The 14,523-nt window shown below is 71.8% G+C and carries 13 protein-coding genes and 1 pseudogene; 9 read left to right on the top strand and 5 right to left on the bottom strand.

What is annotated here, in order from left to right:
- Positions 1-54 precede the first annotated feature (54 nt).
- From AB0M39_RS31880 to AB0M39_RS31870, 3 genes and pseudogenes are all read left to right on the top strand, one after another.
- On the top strand, positions 55-921 hold the full coding sequence (locus tag AB0M39_RS31880; RefSeq protein WP_365369876.1) for an AraC family transcriptional regulator: 867 nt from the start codon (positions 55-57) through the stop codon (positions 919-921).
- Between the two features lie 160 nt (positions 922-1,081).
- Positions 1,082-1,916, top strand: a pseudogene (locus AB0M39_RS31875) (AzlC family ABC transporter permease).
- Entirely contained in the window at positions 1,913-2,221 is a 309-nt protein-coding gene (locus tag AB0M39_RS31870) for an AzlD domain-containing protein (RefSeq protein ID WP_365369874.1), read from the top strand. The pseudogene AB0M39_RS31875 and the gene AB0M39_RS31870 overlap by 4 nt, the downstream one beginning before the upstream one ends.
- A 141-nt stretch (positions 2,222-2,362) precedes the next feature.
- On the opposite strand, the gene AB0M39_RS31865 is transcribed toward AB0M39_RS31870, so the two are convergent.
- Positions 2,363-3,298: a hypothetical protein gene (locus AB0M39_RS31865; protein ID WP_365369873.1), complete on the bottom strand. Its 936-nt coding sequence runs from the start codon at positions 3,296-3,298 to the stop codon at positions 2,363-2,365.
- A 79-nt stretch (positions 3,299-3,377) separates the two neighbouring features.
- Here AB0M39_RS31865 and AB0M39_RS31860 point away from each other — a divergent pair, with 79 nt between their 5' ends.
- The 6 genes from AB0M39_RS31860 (at position 3,378) to AB0M39_RS31835 (ending at position 11,064) form a co-directional block, all read left to right on the top strand.
- The gene (locus tag AB0M39_RS31860; protein WP_365369871.1) at positions 3,378-3,572 is read left to right on the top strand and encodes a DUF3046 domain-containing protein; all 195 of its coding nucleotides are present in this window, start codon (positions 3,378-3,380) and stop codon (positions 3,570-3,572) included.
- Positions 3,573-3,806: 234 nt separating this feature from the next.
- On the top strand, positions 3,807-5,231 hold the full coding sequence (locus AB0M39_RS31855; protein ID WP_365369869.1) for an AI-2E family transporter: 1,425 nt from the start codon (positions 3,807-3,809) through the stop codon (positions 5,229-5,231).
- 311 nt (positions 5,232-5,542) lie between these two features.
- Positions 5,543-6,670, top strand: coding sequence for a recombinase RecA (recA, locus tag AB0M39_RS31850; RefSeq protein WP_365369867.1), 1,128 nt, complete (start codon positions 5,543-5,545; stop codon positions 6,668-6,670).
- A 3-nt stretch (positions 6,671-6,673) separates the two neighbouring features.
- Positions 6,674-7,240: a recombination regulator RecX gene (gene recX / locus AB0M39_RS31845; protein ID WP_365369865.1), complete on the top strand. Its 567-nt coding sequence runs from the start codon at positions 6,674-6,676 to the stop codon at positions 7,238-7,240.
- A gap of 618 nt (positions 7,241-7,858) precedes the next feature.
- Positions 7,859-8,551, top strand: coding sequence for a helix-turn-helix domain-containing protein (locus tag AB0M39_RS31840; protein ID WP_365369863.1), 693 nt, complete (start codon positions 7,859-7,861; stop codon positions 8,549-8,551).
- Positions 8,548-11,064: an FtsX-like permease family protein gene (locus tag AB0M39_RS31835; protein ID WP_365369861.1), complete on the top strand. Its 2,517-nt coding sequence runs from the start codon at positions 8,548-8,550 to the stop codon at positions 11,062-11,064. The genes AB0M39_RS31840 and AB0M39_RS31835 overlap by 4 nt, the downstream gene beginning before the upstream one ends.
- 121 nt (positions 11,065-11,185) lie before the next feature.
- On the opposite strand, the gene AB0M39_RS31830 is transcribed toward AB0M39_RS31835, so the two are convergent.
- The 4 genes from AB0M39_RS31830 to AB0M39_RS31815 all read right to left on the bottom strand — a co-directional run bounded on the left by AB0M39_RS31830 (position 11,186) and on the right by AB0M39_RS31815 (position 14,285).
- Entirely contained in the window at positions 11,186-11,572 is a 387-nt protein-coding gene (locus AB0M39_RS31830; RefSeq protein WP_365369859.1) for a rhodanese-like domain-containing protein, read from the bottom strand.
- On the bottom strand, positions 11,569-12,204 hold the full coding sequence (locus tag AB0M39_RS31825; RefSeq protein ID WP_365369857.1) for a cysteine dioxygenase: 636 nt from the start codon (positions 12,202-12,204) through the stop codon (positions 11,569-11,571). Before AB0M39_RS31825 ends, AB0M39_RS31830 begins: the two co-directional genes overlap by 4 nt.
- Positions 12,205-12,420: 216 nt before the next feature.
- Positions 12,421-12,492, bottom strand: a complete 72-nt coding sequence (locus AB0M39_RS31820) for a putative leader peptide (RefSeq protein WP_309544753.1) — start codon at positions 12,490-12,492, stop codon at positions 12,421-12,423.
- Between the two features lie 104 nt (positions 12,493-12,596).
- Positions 12,597-14,285, bottom strand: a complete 1,689-nt coding sequence (locus AB0M39_RS31815; RefSeq protein ID WP_365369855.1) for an FAD-dependent monooxygenase — start codon at positions 14,283-14,285, stop codon at positions 12,597-12,599.
- Between the last annotated feature and the right edge of the window lie 238 nt (positions 14,286-14,523).

Below are 14,523 nucleotides of genomic sequence, written 5' to 3'. Positions count from 1 at the left end.
TCCAGGCCATGGACGTCCAGGTCAGGGGCGCGGCCGACGGCGCACAATGGCTGCATGGGGCGGCTGACGGAACACGAGCACGAGTGGGCGAGGCACTGGCAGCACGAGGAGCTGCCGGGCCTCGACCTGCTGCGGGCCCGATACGTCCGGCACACCTTCCCCCGCCACAGCCACGAGGGCTTCACCTTCGGCGCGGTCACCGGCGGGCTCGAGGACGTGAGCATGCCGGACGGCCTCGTACGGGCAGGCCCCGGCACCGTCGTCATGATCAACCCGGAGGTGCCGCACTCCGCCCGGGCCGGCGTCCCGGAAGGCTGGACCTACTCCACCCTCTACCCCTCAGTCGAGCTCGTCTCCGACATCGCCGCGGCGGTGACCCCGATCCGCGGCACCCCCGGATTCGCCGAGACGATCGTGAAAGACCCGGAGACCGCCCAGCTGATACGCGGGGTGCACCAGGCCGCGGAGCAGGGCAACGCCCTCGCCGCCGACAGCCTGCTGCGCATGGCCGTGGCCCGGCTGCTCGGCCGCTATGGACGCGCACTCCCCTCCCGTACGCCCGCCGCCTCCGGCGCCCGCACGGCAGCCGTCGCCCGGCAGCTCCTGGAGGAGCGGATGGCCGAGCCGCCCTCCCTGGAGCGGCTGGCCCAGGAGCTCGGCACCAGTCCTTTCGCGCTGCTGCGGGCCTTCAAGGCGGAGTACGGCATGCCGCCCCACACCTGGCTCACGGACGCGCGCGTACGGCGCGCACGCCATCTGCTGGACGTCGGCACCGCGCCCGCCGAGGCGGCCGTCGCCGTCGGCTTCACCGACCAGCCGCATCTGAACCGGCACTTCACACGGATCGTCGGCGTGCCGCCGGGCGCTTATCGCAAAGAGCGCGCAAGAACGTACAAGACCATCGGCGAGAGCCCCGACTAACGTCCCCGACGTGCCAGAACAGACAGCTCAGCCAGATATTCACGACGGGATTCGCGCGGCGGATCCCGCAGCAGGCCGTGCGGCCCGCGACACGGACGGCAGCGCGGTCGAGCCGGGCGGCTATGGAGGCCGTGCAACCGGTGACGCAGACAGGAATCCGCTGACACGGACAGCGACCGAGCCCCCGTCCAAGCCGGACTCGGCCGTCGTCCGCGACGCCCTCGGCGTCGGTATAGCCGTCGGCCTCTCCGGCTTCGCCTTCGGGGTGACCTCCGCGGGAGCGGGACTCAGCCTCCTGCAGACCTGTGCGCTCAGCCTGCTGGTGTTCACCGGCGCCTCGCAGTTCGCGCTGGTGGGCGCTATAGCCGCCGGGGGCAATCCGCTCACCGCCGCTGCGGGGGCGTTCTTCCTCGGCGTGCGCAACGCCTTCTATGGCCTGCGGCTGTCCCAGCTGCTGGCCCTGCCCCGGTTCCTGCGCCCTGCGCCCCCTCGCCGCGCACTGGGTCATCGACGAGACCACGGCCGTCGCTCTCGCCCAGCCGACCCGGCGCAGTGCCCGCCTCGGGTTCACCGTCACCGGCGTGACGCTCTATGTGCTGTGGAACCTCACCACGCTCCTCGGGGCGCTGGGGGCCGAGGCCATCGGCGACACCCAGGCCTGGGGCCTGGACGCGGCCGGACCCGCGGTCTTCCTGGCGCTCCTCGCGCCCATGCTGCGTACGACGACCGAACGGGCCGTCGCCGGGCTCGCGGTCGTGCTGGGGCTCGGCTTCCTCCCGGTGCTGCCCGCCGGCGTGCCGGTGCTGGTCGCCGCGCTGGCCGCGCCCGCGGTGCTGTGGTTCAAGGGCCGCGCCATGGGCGGCGACGAGACGAAGGACGGCGAGCCGGAAGACCTACGCGATGTGCGTGACGTGGGCGAGGGGAACGACGCCGACGAGAGGGACGACGTGAACGGGCTGAGCAGGCCGAACGACGCGAAGGGCGAGGACCGATGACCATCTGGATCGCGATCGCGGCGACCGCCGTCGGCTGCTACCTCGTGAAGCTCGTCGGGCTGCTCGTGCCGGCGAACGCGCTGGAGCGCCCCCTCGTCCAGCGGCTGGCCGCCCTGCTGCCCGTCGCGCTGCTGGCCGCGCTGACCGCGCAGCAGACGTTCAGCGTGAACGACTCGCTCGTCCTCGACGCCCGGGCCGCCGGACTGGGCGCCGCGGCCCTCGCGCTCGTCCTGCGAGCCCCCTTCCTCGTCGTGGTCGGGGCCGCGGTGGCGGTCACCGCGGGCGTACGGGCGCTCGGCGGCTGAAAACAGCCTAGGAGAGCCGATCGACTGTCCTCGTCGATCGGCTCGGACGGACTCTCGGCGAGGACGGCCGATCGAGAGGCGGCCGTGTGTTCGGTGTCCGCGTGTTCGGCGTCCGTGGCGGCGGCCTTGCGCAGCCGGCGCTCAGCCGATGGCGCGGCCGTGCGCCCGCAGCGTCCGCAGGGCCTCGATCGTCACGATCGGCCGTGACTCCAGGGCGGTGCCGGGCGCCCACGCGCGCCAGCGGATCGGCCAGCCGCCGTCCTCGAGCTGCTCGCCGGCGAGATGCTCCAGAGAGCGCTCCATCTCCTCGTCCGTGAACCAGCGGCGGGCGAGCGACTGGGGCGTGCGGGCGAAGTCGTACGGGAAGTGGTGCTCGCCCTCCGCGTAGCCCGAGGCCACCGGGTAGTCGTCGAGGCGGGCCGGATCCAGCGCCGCCAGCCGCTGCTTGCGCACCAGCCTGCCCAGTCGGTCTGCCGCCGCCTCGGCGCGCGAGCGGTCCGGAACGCCGTCCAGGAAGGCGACCGCGGCCTGGATCTCGTACGGATGCGACTTGTCGATCGCGTCGACCGCGGCCCAGCAGAAGTCCGTGGCCCGGAACAGCCACGCGTGCCATACCTGGTTGCGGTGCAGAAGCCCCACTACGGGACCGGTCGCCAGCAGGTCGCTCGGCGGCGAGTCGACGATCGAGAGGAAGGGCGCCGCCGGATAGCCGCGCTGGGACGGGTGGATCGCGGGCAGCGCCCCGTCGTGGGTGGAGACGTCGGTCAGATAGCGGCAGATCCGCTCGACGCGCAGCCCGCCGCAGCGTCCGATGGAGTCCAGGACGCGCAGCGCGTGCGCGGTGTGCAGCGGCTGGCTGACCGGACCGCGCAGATCCGGTTCCAGCGCGTGCCCATAGCCGCCGTCTTCGTTGAGATGTGCCGCCAGGGCGGTCTCGACGGCGTCCGAGGCGCCGCCCAGGAAGTGGTACGCGAACCGGCGCTGTTCTAGCACGCGGGCCGTCAGCCAGATGAAGTGCTCGGCGCGGGCGAGAGGAGACGCGAGCGGGGGTGCGGGGGTTGCTCCGGTTCCAGCCATGTTCTGACCGTAGGGCGGAAAGGGCTTTCGGCAAGCGGGACGGACGCGGCAGCACCCTTAGGGGCGGGATACTGGCGTCATGCGGTTGACGATTTTCTGGGAGCGGATGGCTGACCACTTCGGCCAGGCATACGCCGACTCCTTCGCGCGCGACTATGTGATGGCCGAACTCGGGGGTCGTACGGTGCACGAGGCCCTGGCGGCGGGGTGGGAGGCCAAGGACGTGTGGCGAGGGGTCTGCGCGGCGGTCGGCGTTCCCGCGGACAAGCGCTGAGAGCAGCGCCCGGGCCGTACTCCGGGGCGGTCGGCCGAGGGTGACCGCCCCGGCGTGACCGACCGAGCGTGACCGGCCAAGGGGCGGCGACCGCGTGACCTGGCCGCCGTCCGCGTCGGCTTCTCTCCTGCCGTATGGCTCAAACAGCGAGCTATAGAGCCAGGCGCGGGCGGGACGCTGGGCGGGATACGGGCCGGACAACACGAAGCCCGGCCCGTAGGCGACACTGGCCCGGTGCCTCCGACCGACAAGACCGCTCAGGACACGTCCTCGCAGGACACGTCCATGCAGGGAACCTCCACTCAGGACACGACCAAGCCGGACGCGGCCAAGCCGGGCATGCCTGCTCAGCAGAGCTCCGCCCGGCAGGCGTCCGCAGCCCCCGACGCGTTCGCGCAGGGCGCGACGGCGGGAGACGGCAGCCCCCCGGCCGCGCCGCCCGCCGCGCCCGCGGCCACGGCGAGCGGTCACGCCCGCATGCCCCGCTGGCTGCCGCGCGCCATGGTGCTCGCCTTGGCGCTCTACGCCTGCTTCCAGCTCGGCAGCTGGGCCTTCCACCAGCTCATCGGGCTGCTGATCAATGTCCTGATCGCGTTCTTCCTGGCGCTGGCGATCGAGCCGGCTGTCGGACGGATGGCTGCCCGTGGCGTACGCCGAGGACTGGCGACCTTCCTGGTCTTCTTCGCGGTCATGGTCACGTCCATCGGCTTCGTCGTACTCCTCGGCTCGATGCTCGCGGGCCAGATCGTCGACATGGTCGAGGACTTCCCGAAGTACCTCGACTCCGTCATCAGATGGATCAACCAGAGCTTCCAGACGGAGCTCTCCCGGGTCGAGGTGCAGGACAGCCTGCTGCGCTCGGACTGGCTGCGGAAGTACGTGCAGAACAGCGCGAGCGGCGTGCTCGACATCTCCGCCACGGTGCTCGGTGGTCTGTTCAGACTGCTGACGATCTTCCTGTTCTCGTTCTACTTCGCGGCCGACGGGCCCCGGCTGCGCCGCGCGCTCTGCTCCGTGCTGCCGCCGGCCAAGCAGGCCGAGGTGCTGCGCGCCTGGGAGATCGCCGTCGACAAGACCGGCGGATACCTCTACTCGCGCGGTCTGATGGCACTGATCTCGGGCATCGCGCACTACATCCTGCTGGAGATCCTGGGCGTGCCCTACGCCCCGGCGCTCGCCGTGTGGGTCGGACTGGTCTCGCAGTTCATCCCGACCATCGGCACCTACCTCGCGGGCGCGCTGCCGATGCTGATCGCCTTCACCGTCGACCCCTGGTACGCGCTATGGGTGCTCGGCTTCGTCGTGATCTACCAGCAGTTCGAGAACTACGTGCTGCAGCCCAAGCTCACCGCCAAGACCGTCGACATCCACCCGGCGGTGGCCTTCGGCTCGGTGATCGCGGGAACGGCGCTGCTCGGAGCGGTCGGCGCGCTGATCGCCATCCCGGCGGTCGCGACGCTGCAGGCGTTCCTGGGCGCCTATGTGAAGCGGTACGACGTGACCGACGATCCGCGGGTGCACAGTCACAGCAGACACCGCGGCCCGGCGATCGCGCGGATGCGGCGGGCGCTGCGCAAGAGCCGCCTGGCCGAGGGCGGCGCGGGCGAGGACGGCAGCGTTCCTGCCCCGGCGACCGCCGCGGACGACGGCCGCTCCTGACCCGGGTCCCTTGCCTCCCGAGTGCCCCCGAGCCGTCTGGCCCGGGGGCACTCGTCTCCGATGACGGTCCAGGACCCCTGAGCCATGGCGGGCGAGGGCTTGGAGGCCCGTGTGCCGAGGGCTGGAGCCCCGTGTCCCCAGTGTCGCGTGGTGCGCTTGACACCAAAATCGAACATCCATTCTTATGGGATTCCGGCCCTCGGTTTCCGAGAGTTATCCACAGGCTGGAAGGACGTCGGGGCCCATTGTCAGTGGCAGGGGTTAGCGTCTTTGACGTGAAGCGATCGACTCAAGCAAACCGGGTGGAACCCATGGCAGGAACCGACCGCGAGAAGGCGCTCGACGCCGCGCTCGCACAGATTGAACGGCAATTCGGCAAGGGCGCGGTGATGCGCCTGGGCGAGCGGCCGAATGAGCCCATCGAGGTCATCCCCACCGGGTCGACCGCGCTCGACGTCGCGCTCGGCGTCGGCGGCCTGCCGCGCGGCCGCGTCGTGGAGGTGTACGGACCGGAGTCCTCCGGTAAGACGACCCTGACCCTGCACGCTGTCGCCAACGCGCAGAAGGCCGGCGGAGCGGTGGCCTTCGTGGACGCCGAGCACGCCCTCGACCCTGAGTACGCCAAGAAGCTCGGCGTCGACATCGACAACCTGATCCTCTCCCAGCCGGACAACGGCGAGCAGGCACTCGAGATCGTCGACATGCTCGTGCGCTCCGGCGCGCTCGACCTGATCGTCATCGACTCCGTCGCCGCGCTCGTGCCGCGTGCGGAGATCGAGGGCGAGATGGGCGACTCGCACGTCGGTCTCCAGGCCCGCCTGATGAGCCAGGCGCTGCGGAAGATCACCAGCGCGCTGAACCAGTCGAAGACCACCGCGATCTTCATCAACCAGCTCCGCGAGAAGATCGGCGTGATGTTCGGCTCGCCGGAGACCACGACCGGCGGCCGCGCGCTGAAGTTCTACGCCTCGGTGCGACTCGACATCCGTCGTATCGAGACCCTCAAGGACGGCACGGACGCGGTCGGCAACCGCACCCGCGTCAAGGTCGTGAAGAACAAGGTCGCGCCGCCCTTCAAGCAGGCCGAGTTCGACATCCTCTACGGCCAGGGCATCAGCCGCGAGGGCGGCCTGATCGACATGGGCGTGGAGCACGGCTTCGTCCGCAAGGCGGGCGCCTGGTACACGTACGAGGGCGACCAGCTGGGACAGGGCAAGGAGAACGCCCGCAACTTCCTGAAGGACAACCCCGATCTCGCCAATGAGATCGAGAAGAAGATCAAGGAGAAGCTGGGCGTCGGCGTCAGGCCGGAGGCCCCGACGGCCGAGCCCGGCACGGACGCCGTGACCGCGGCGGCGCCGGCTGAGGACGCGGCGAAGTCGGTGCCCGCGCCTGCCTCCAAGGCCAAGGCGTCCAAGACGGCGGCGGCCAAGGGCTAGGCCATGGCCCGGCGTACCGAATGGCTGGGTGACAGCACCGACTCGTCGAGGGCCGAGAAGGAGCTGTCGCCCCAGGATCCGGCTGAGCGGGCGCGGGCGATCTGCCTGCGCCTGCTCACCGGGACCCCGCGCACCCGCAAGCAGCTCGCGGACGCGCTGCACAAGCGTGAGATCCCCTCGGACGTGGCCGAGGAGGTCCTCTCCCGCTTCGAGGACGTGGGGCTGATCGACGACGCGGCTTTCGCGGGCGCATGGGTGGAGTCCCGGCACCACGGCCGGGGGCTCGCCCGCCGCGCGCTCGCGCGGGAGCTGCGCACCAAGGGCGTGGACTCCGCCCTGATCGACGAGGCGGTCGGGCAGCTCGACTCCGACCAGGAGGAGGAGACCGCGCGCGAACTGGTCGCCCGTAAGCTCCGCTCCACCCGCGGCCTCGACCGCGACCGCCGGCTGCGCCGCCTGGCCAGCATGCTCGCCCGCAAGGGCTACTCCGAGGGCATGGCCCTGCGCGTGGTCCGGCAGGCGCTGGAGGAGGAAGGCGAGGACACGGAAGGGCTGGACGAGCCTTTCTAGGGCGTTGGGGCCGGCTGCGCGGCCCGACTGCTTGACCCAGGCCCTCGGCCCGACTGCGCGGCCCGATTGCTTGGGCCGGCTGCCCGGTCCGACTGTTTGGCCCAGCCCTTCGGTCCGGCTGCACGGCCCGATTGCTCGGTCCGAACTGCTTGGCCCTGCCCCGCGGTCCGATGGTTCGGTCCGGCCACTTGGTCCGCCCCCTCGGCCCGACTGCTTGGTTCGACCCCTCGGTCCGAACCTTCCGTCCGAGCGTGCTGCCTGCCTGCCTGTCTGCCTGCTCGGTCGTCCGGCCCATGGGCCGCTCCGGCATCGGGTCTCTGCCCTTCGGAACCACCCGTTCCGGTGCCCAGGCGCATGCCCTTGCCGATGCCCATGCGCCTGCCCAAGCCTGTTCCGGTCCCCGCAGGCTGACTGCTATGGGCGGGCTCGGCACCACCGACAAACGACACCAGCCCTTGAGGTCCCGTCGGCTACGCCTTGCTGGGGTGCCGTCCGTAGGCCGGCTGATGAGGTGCCGGGCGACCAGGCTGCGCGGTAGGGGGTGGGGGGTAACCCCCGTATCAGGAGGCCGGGTTGCTCCAGTGCACAGGCATCTGTGCACAGAGCAGTGTGTACGGCATGACGCAGGCACCCGCCCGCAGAGGCGAGATCACCGAGATCGTCGATCTCGCAGCGCTCAAAGCGTTGGCGCAGCCCCGACGGCAGCTGATCCTCCAGCAGCTCACCCTCTACGGCCGGGCGACCTCGGCGATCCTGGCCCGGGCTCTCGGGCTGAACACCGGCGCGACCAGCTACCACCTGCGTGAACTCGCGCGCTATGGATTCGTCGAGGAGACCGAGGGCGCCAGCCCGCGGCGGGAGCGGTGGTGGCGGGCAGTGCCCGGCGATCGGCGCTTTCCCCCGCGCAGCCGGCAGAGCTCCGAGACGCGCCTCGTCATGGACGAGTTGAACCACCAGGCGTACGCCGCCGACCTGGATCTCTTCGAGCGGCTACAGCGCGAGGCCGCCCCACGCGTCCGACCAGACGACGGCGACCGCGACAGCCTCCGCGACCGCGACGGCTATGGCGACGACGGCTATGGCGACGGCTATGGCGAGTGGGTCGACGCCTTTCCGTACTCCCGTGGATCGATCACGCTCGCGCTCCCCGAACTACGGGAGTTCTTCGAGGAGTACATCGCGCTCCTCAACCGCTACAAGCGCCCTGAGGCAGACACCCCGCCCGGCGCCCGCACCGTGCTCACCCGCTTCTTCGCCCTCCCTCTCGACACCCTCAACGCCCTCCACTCCCCGCACGAGGACCAGCCATGATGCTCCGCTACGCCCTGCAGACCATCCGGGACCGCAAAGGAGGATTCCTCGGCGCCTTCGCCGCGTTGATGTGCGCCGCCGCGCTCATCACCGCCTGCGGATCCCTGCTGGAGACCGGTCTGCGCGGCACGATCGCGACCGAGCGGTACGCCGCCGCCCCCGTGATCGTCTCGGCCGACCAGAACGTCCACCAGACCACCGTCAAGCAGAAGAAGGGCAGGACGAAGGTCAAGCACAAGGCCAAGCCGGTCGCCGAGCGGGCGTGGCTGCCGCAGAGCGCCGTTACCGCGGTCCGCGGCGTCGAGGGCGTGCGCATCGTCCTGCCCGAGCTCACTTTCCCCGCCCAGCCGTTGATCGCAGAATCGTCCGACAGACCCTCGTACGGGCACGCCTGGGACTCGGCCGCGCTCACCCCCTTCACGCTGCTCGAAGGCCGCGCTCCCAAGGCCGCCGAGGACCTCGTCGTCGACCGCGCCCTCGCCGACCGTGCGCGCCTCAAGCCCGGAGACCGGCTGGCGGTCCAGTCGACGCAGTCCCCGCGTACGTACACCGTCACCGGGATCAGCAGCGCGCTCGACCGTCAGAGCTCACTCTTCTTCTCCACCGCCGAGGCACAGCGGCTCGCCGCCCGCCCGGGCCAGGTCACCGCGATCGGCGTCGTACCCGAAAGCGGAACCAGTGCCGGGCAGCTGGCCGCGAGCCTCAAGAAGGCGCTCGCCGGGACCACAGCGCAGGTGTCGACCGGCGATGACCGCGGTCCGGTGGAGTTCCTGGACGCTGCCGGCGCCCGGGTCAAGCTGGTCTCTATGGGAGGCGCGATCGGAGGCAGCGCCCTCACGGTCGCCGTCCTCGTGGTCGTCGGCACCTTCGCGCTCTCCATCCAGCAGCGCTACCGCGAGCTCGCGCTGCTGCGCGCCATAGCCGCGACGCCGAAGCAGATCCGCAGGCTCCTCGGCCGCGAGGCCCTGCTCGTCGGCACCGCGGCCGGCGTCCTCGGCGCGCTCGCCGGACTTCCGCTCGCCGCCTGGCTCCACGGCCGGTTCGTCGAACTCGAAGCGGTCCCCGAGACGCTGGAGCGGGCTCCTGGTGTGTTCCCGATGCTCGCAGCAGTCGCGGTCACCGTGCTCGGGGCGTGGATCTCGGCCCAGATCTCCGGTCGCCGCATCAGCCGGGTCCGACCGGCGGAGGCGATGGCCGAGGCGGCAGTCGAGCGCCGCCGCCCCTGGGGCCGGCTCGTGGCAGGCGTGGTGCTCCTCGCGGGCGGGGTGGTCCTCGTCGCCGTGCTGAGCAATCTGCGCACCGAGCCTGCTGCGACGCCGGTGACCTTCGCGGCCGTCGTCGTCCTGGCAGCCGCCGTCTCGCTGCTCGGCCCGCTGATCGTCAAGGCGGCGATGGCCCTGCTCGCAGGCCCGCTGGGGCTCACCGGCTCCAGCGGCGCCCTCGCCGCCGCCAACGTACGCGGCAACGCCGCCCGGATGGCCGCCGCCGTCACACCGCTCGCTCTGCTCGTGGGCATGGCGTGCACGGTCCTGTTCGTCCAGCCCACCCTCGGCGACGCCGCTCGCGCTCAGGCCCGCGAAGGGCTGCGCGCCGACTGGGTGCTGGCCGCCCAGGGCCCGGGGGTCCCGGCGGAAGCCGTGGCGAAGATCCGCCGGGCGCAGGGCGTCACCGCCGCGACCGAGGTCGTGCGCACCACGGTCCGGGTCGGCCTGGAGAAGTACTCCACGCAGGGCGTCACCCCTGCGGGCCTCGCCCGTACCTGGGACCCGGGCGTCACCGAGGGCTCGCTGGACGCCTTCGGCCCCACCAGCGCGGCCGTCAGCGAACTCGCCGCAGAGCGGCTCCGCCTGAAGCCCGGATCACCGCTGAAGCTCACCCTCGGCGACGGCACTCCGGCCGCCTTCACCGTCGTCGCCGTCTACGCCAAGGGCCTCGGCTTCGGCGATCTGACCCTGCCCCGAGACCCGGTCGCCCACCACAAGGACAACCCGCTCGCGTCGACCGTCCTGGTCAGCGGCGGCGACCGGGCTGGACTGGCGGCCGCGGTCAAGGAGTTCCCGGGCATGAACGTCCTCGCCCCGGCGGCCGCCGACGCGGTGCACGCCGAGCGCCAGCGGGCGAACGCGGAGGTCAACCTGCTCGCTATGGGCCTCGTGCTCGCCTTCACCGCTATAGCCGCCGTGAACACGGTCGCCATGTCGGTCTCCGAGCGCGTGCGCGAGCTCGCGATGCTCCGCCTGGCCGGCGCCACCCGCCGTCAGGTACTGCGGATGCTCCGCACCGAGGCCGTGGTGGTGGTGCTGATCGGCGCAGCTATAGGCACCGGCATGGCGCTGGCCGTGCTGACGGCGTTCAGCGTCGGCATGACGGGCAGCGCGGCGCCTGCTGTGCGGCAGCTGGTCTACGCGACGGTGGTCGGCGTGGCAGCCCTGCTGGCCCTGGCCGCAACGGCGCTGCCGGGCCGGGCGGCCCTCAGGATCCGCCCGGTCGACGTCGCCACGGCTCGGCAGTAGCGCCGGGTCTGGCACGGAGCTCGCGCGCAGCTCGCATTGAGCTCATAGAGAGCACTCATAGAGAGCACTCATAGAGAGAGCACTCATGGAGAAACTCATAGCGAGCTCTCACGACGGGCTCCTACCGTGCGACCGGCAGGCCGGCGGCCCTCCACGCCTGGAAGCCGCCGACCAAGTCGGTCGCACGGTGCAGCCCCAACTGCCGCAAGGACACGGCGGCGAGAGACGAGGCGTATCCCTCGTTGCAGATCACGACGACCCGGAGATCGTGACTGGTCGCCTCCGGCGCGCGGTGGCTGCCCTGCGGATCGAGCCGCCACTCGAGCTCGTTGCGCTCCACGACCAGCGCGCCGGGGATCAGCCCGTCCCGGTCGCGCAGCTCCGCGTAACGGATGTCCACCAGGAGGGCGCCGTCCGCCGCCGCTTCGAAGGCCTCTTGAGGCTCGACGCGGTCCAGGTCCTCGCGGACCCGCTCCAACAGCTCGTCGATCGAGACGCGGTCGCTCACTGCCAGTCCTCCGGACGCTCGACCTGCTCAAGACGGAGCACCGCGCCGCTGCGGCTGAAGCGCCGCATCAGCGGCAGCGGCGGGTAGTACGCATGCACGGACACGGCGTGCTCGTCGGACGACTCGTTGAGCACCTCGTGCACATGGTGCCTGCCGAAGGCCCGGCCCTGCCCCGCGCCCACCCGCCGCTCGCGGTCGACGCCCTCCTTCAGCTCCAGGGTCTTCCAGCCGCTGGCGGGGAGGCGTACGGCGAGAGAGTGCTCCTTGAGCTCGCCGGAGGCCGTGGCGAAGGCGCCCAGGGACTCGGCGTGGTCGTGCCAGCCCGTGCCCGTGCCGGGCGGCCAGGCGATGAGCCAGGCTTCGCTGCCGGCCGGGCCTTCGAGGCGTACCCACGTACGGCCGTCGGGGTCGAGCGGCAGAGAGGCGATGAGCTCGCGGTCGGCGGCGGTGCGTCGGACGAAGTCGAGCAGCTCGGCAGAGCTCGGTGAATCGGCAGAGGTCGGTGAAGCGGAAGCAGAGCCGACAGCAGCCCCGACGGAGGAAGCCCCGACGGAGGAAGCAGCGCCAGCAGAGGAGACAGAGCCAGCAGAGGAGACAGAGCCAGCAGAGGAGACAGAGCCAATAGAGGGCACAGAGGCAGGAGAGGAGACAGAGGCAGCAGAGCCGGAAGTGAGTGAACGGCCGACCCCGGAAGTGGCGGAGTCGGCGGAGCCGGCGGAAGAAGCGTCAGCAGCAGAGCCGTCGGCGGAAACGACGACGGTGGAGACAGGCTGGGACACGGATACCGTCCTGGGAGTTCGCTGGAGTGCGCGCGGGCTCAGCAAGCCGCAGCGCGAGGGAAGGCGAATTCAGCAGGACGGTCGACACACGCAGCCCGCATAGCGGACGAGGTCCATATGGACCCTCCGCCACAGGCGCACATCGGTGTCGGTCACGCTCCGGAGTAGACCATGCGGACCCTCGAGGGTCAATTGATGTCCGCAGTGCGGTCACCGCGCACCGCTGACGAGCACCGCTGACGAGGTCAACCGGATCCGGACGAGGACGCCGACGCCGATGCCGACGAGGACGCCGACGAGGAAGCCGACGAGGACGCGGGCGCGGAGTCGGCCGGAGACCGCGGCGCCGCCGGGCCGGTCGGGGACGAGCTGCTGCTAGGAGCTCCGCCGCGTGCCGCGTCCGCCGCGGAGTACAGCTCGGCGGGCCGCACCCCCGTGAACGCCGCCACGAGATGCCCGTCCGGCCGGACCAGCAGGACCGTATGAGCCGAGGCCTCGGGGTAGCTCTCGGTCACCAGCAGCTCGGCCCGTACCGGAAGCGCCGTGACCGCCGCGGCCAGCCGCGGCATGATGCCCGCGCTCATCCAGTGCCGCCGGTCCCAGACGCCGGTTCCCGGTGCGACCAGCACCACCAGCAGACGCCCCCGGCCCAGCCGGGCCCGCAGGCGGGTGCTCGAACCGTCGGGCGCGGTCACCACCACGTCCTCGACCGGAGCGCCCGCCTCCGTGCCGACGAGCGTCTGCGAGGGGGCGTATTCGGGCGCGAGGGGGGAGTGGGTGTAGACGGGGGGCGCACCGAGCGCTCCACGTCCCAGATGCCCGTCCGCCAGCAGGGAATCGTGCCCCCGCGCGACGCCGGGGAGGCGTGTACGCAGGGCCCCGCTGCCGCGCAGTATCGGCAGCGACTGGTCGGCGGCGCGCAGCCGGGCGGCGACGGCCGTCCGCCGCTCCGCCTGATAGCTGTCGAGCAGCTGCTCGGACGGGCCGTGGTGCCAGACCTGCGCCAGCTTCCACGCCAGGTTGTCGGCGTCCCGCAGCCCCTCGTCCAGCCCTTGCGCGCCCACCGCGCCGAGCAGATGCGCGGCGTCGCCCGCCAGGAAGGCCCGGTCCACGCGCCAGCGCCGGGCGAGACGGTGGTGCAGCGTATAGACGCCGGTGTCGAGGAGGTCGTACGGCGGCGTCTCGCCGCACCAGCCGGCCAGGGTGTCCCGTACGCGCGCCACCAGCGCGTCGGGGGTGACCAGCTCGCCCCGCGGCGGCAGCAGCCAGTCCAGCCGCCACACATCGTCCGGCAGCGGGCGCGCGGCGACCTCGGGGCCGCCCGTGCGCCAGGGCGGCTGGCGGTGCAGCAACGCTTCCTCAGGCCAGGGGAGTTCGGTGCGCAGCGCGGCGACGGCGTGGCGTTCCACCGCCGTGCGCCCCGGAAAGCGAACGCCCAGCAGCTTGCGGACCGTCGACCGCGCGCCGTCGCAGCCGACCAGATAGCTGCCGCGCCACCAGGTCGACTCGGGCCCCCGGGTGTGCACGCTGATCCCGCTCACGTCCTGTTCCAGCGAGTCGAGCCGGCTGTCGGCGACGACGTGGACGAGGTCGTGCAGCGCGGCCGCGTCCCGCAGCCCTCGGGCGAGCGCCTGCTGCGGAATGTGCAGGGGCGCGTGGGCGCCGTCCTCGCCCAGGTCCAGGCAGCGCACCTCCTGGCGGCGCCGCATCGAGCGCCAGCCCGTCCAGCGCACCCCCTCGTCGCGCAGGGTCGCGCAGCCGAGCCGCTCCAGCTGTGCGGCGGTGTCGGGGCGCAGTACGACCGTGCGAGCGGGGCGGGGCTCCTCCTTGCCGGGGCCTTCGTCGAGGAGTACGCAGGGGACGCCCTGGTCGGCCAGGGCGAGGGAGAGCGCGAGCCCGACCGGCCCTGCGCCGACGACGATCACCGGGTCCACGAGATGACTCCTCGGGCCCGTCGGGTCATGCGGCAAGGTGCGGTTGGAGCCCGGTGCGCGATCACAGAACGTATGCAACCCACTGCGGTTGCTTGCGTCAAGTGACCAGGCAGTGGGGCGGCCGCCTGCCTTGATCCGTCGCTCTCCAAGGACCTGAAGAACTGGGAGCCCCGCGGACACGTCCTGACCCAGGAGGCCGACCCCGAGATCCGTTCCGCGGTGATCGAGCGGCCCAAGG

The sequence above is a fragment of the Streptomyces sp. NPDC051907 genome (assembly GCF_040681075.1).
GTDB lineage: Bacteria > Actinomycetota > Actinomycetes > Streptomycetales > Streptomycetaceae > Streptomyces.
The sequence above is the reverse complement of the archived record's forward strand: the minus strand, read 5'-3'. Positions and strand labels throughout refer to the sequence as shown.

Coding starts and splice junctions, on each gene's coding strand:
- AB0M39_RS31880 (WP_365369876.1), top strand. CDS start 55: ATGGGGCGGCTGACGGAACACGAGCACGAGTGGGCGAGGCACTGGCAG.
- AB0M39_RS31870 (WP_365369874.1), top strand. CDS start 1,913: ATGACCATCTGGATCGCGATCGCGGCGACCGCCGTCGGCTGCTACCTC.
- AB0M39_RS31865 (WP_365369873.1), bottom strand. CDS start 3,298: ATGGCTGGAACCGGAGCAACCCCCGCACCCCCGCTCGCGTCTCCTCTC.
- AB0M39_RS31860 (WP_365369871.1), top strand. CDS start 3,378: ATGCGGTTGACGATTTTCTGGGAGCGGATGGCTGACCACTTCGGCCAG.
- recA (WP_365369867.1), top strand. CDS start 5,543: ATGGCAGGAACCGACCGCGAGAAGGCGCTCGACGCCGCGCTCGCACAG.
- recX (WP_365369865.1), top strand. CDS start 6,674: ATGGCCCGGCGTACCGAATGGCTGGGTGACAGCACCGACTCGTCGAGG.
- AB0M39_RS31840 (WP_365369863.1), top strand. CDS start 7,859: ATGACGCAGGCACCCGCCCGCAGAGGCGAGATCACCGAGATCGTCGAT.
- AB0M39_RS31835 (WP_365369861.1), top strand. CDS start 8,548: ATGATGCTCCGCTACGCCCTGCAGACCATCCGGGACCGCAAAGGAGGA.